The sequence below is a fragment of the Bacillus hominis genome (assembly GCF_018332515.1).
GTDB classification, from domain to species: domain Bacteria; phylum Bacillota; class Bacilli; order Bacillales; family Bacillaceae_G; genus Bacillus_A; species Bacillus_A hominis.
On the sequence record NZ_BOQD01000534.1, the window covers coordinates 1 to 1,441 of the forward strand.

2 protein-coding genes are annotated in these 1,441 nt (G+C 34.4%); both read right to left on the reverse strand.

All coding sequences use genetic code 11. From position 1 onward, the window contains the following. Nucleotides 1-79 precede the first annotated feature (79 nt). A complete protein-coding gene (locus KI356_RS27170) occupies nt 80-523 on the reverse strand; it encodes a carboxymuconolactone decarboxylase family protein (protein ID WP_088078602.1) in 444 nt (147 codons plus the stop codon). Nucleotides 524-604: 81 nt separating this feature from the next. Then, a partial coding sequence (secY, locus tag KI356_RS27175) for a preprotein translocase subunit SecY (RefSeq protein WP_212937000.1) occupies nt 605-1,441 on the reverse strand: 837 nt, incomplete at its 5' end.

Below are 1,441 nucleotides of genomic sequence, written 5' to 3' on the forward strand. Positions count from 1 at the left end.
AACCAACTGTATTTTTATATAGGGTGTATTTAATTTTACACGTAACTAAATCAATCGCATATCGTTTGGTGGTTGAGTGTTATTTTTTTATTACGGTATTGCCCATTGCAATAGAAATTCGATTCCAACTGTTTATTTGATTAATGATTAACACAAGATCAACATATTGTTTTTCGTCAAAGTATTCACGTACTCGGTTGTATAGATTTTCAGGAACTCTTTTAGTAGGAATGAGAGTAATATGCTCCGATAGTTCCAGAGCAACTTTTTCTTCAGGAGTATAAAAATCACAATCATCCCAAGCATTTAAGCAATAAATTCTTTGCTCGGTTTCACCTAATTTTCGAGCGTCAGAAGTATGCATATCGATACAATAAGCACAACCATTAATTTGAGAGACTCTAATTTTTATAAGCTCTCTAACAGCGCGATTAATTGAGGATTTCTTCGTGTATTTCTCCATATCCATCATAATTTTCATACCATCAGGCGAAATATCATAGTAGGCAATTCTTTGACTCATAAGACAAAACCCCCATTATTATAAGTTTTTATAATAAAAACACACTAGGTCGCTATTGGGACTTCTAGTGTGTTTTCGTAATTAATTTGCTTTTTTAATAAAACCTTTATAATGACGCTTCACAAGTTGACTTTCTAACGTCTTCATCGTTTCTAATGCAACACCTACGATGATTAGTAAACTTGTACCACCGATTTGAGCAGATGGTGGTAATGTAGCGATTTTTGTAAATACAAGCGGTAATATTGAAATTGCGCCTAAGAAAATCGCACCGATAAATGTTAAACGGTATAAAATTTTTGTTACATACTGTTCTGTAGATTTACCTGGACGAATACCAGGTACGTATCCATTTTGCTTTTTCAAATTCTCAGCCATTTGTTCAGGGTTCACTTGAATAAATGCGTAGAAGTATGTGAAAGCAACGATAAGACCTACATAAAGTGTCATTCCAAATGGATGTGCAAAATCAAGATTCGCAATTATCCATTTAGATACGCTTGAATCAGGGAAGAGCTGCGCAATTGTACGCGGCGTCATTAAAAAGGCAGAAGCAAAGATAACAGGAATTACACCTGCACTATTTACTTTAAGAGGTAAATGAGTATTTTTTGCTCCTTGATATTGATTGTTTCCTGAAACAGCTTTTGCATATTGAATCGGTATTTTTCGAACTGCTTGTTGGATGTAAATAACACCAACAACAATTGCTAAAATTACGAGTCCAATTAAGACCATTTTTATAATGTGCATAAATAACTGATCGCCTGCGTTTTGGAATTGTTGTAAATAAATTTGATTTGCAACATTTGGAATCGCTGCAACAAGTCCTGCAAAGATAATCATTGAGATTCCATTACCAACGCCGTTAGCGGTGATTTGTTCACCTAACCAAAGTAAAAATGCAGTACCAGCAGT

What these genes read in the sequence shown, in the direction of transcription:
- KI356_RS27170 (WP_088078602.1), bottom strand. Translation starts at nt 523, where the DNA reads ATGAGTCAAAGAATTGCCTACTATGATATTTCGCCTGATGGTATGAAA.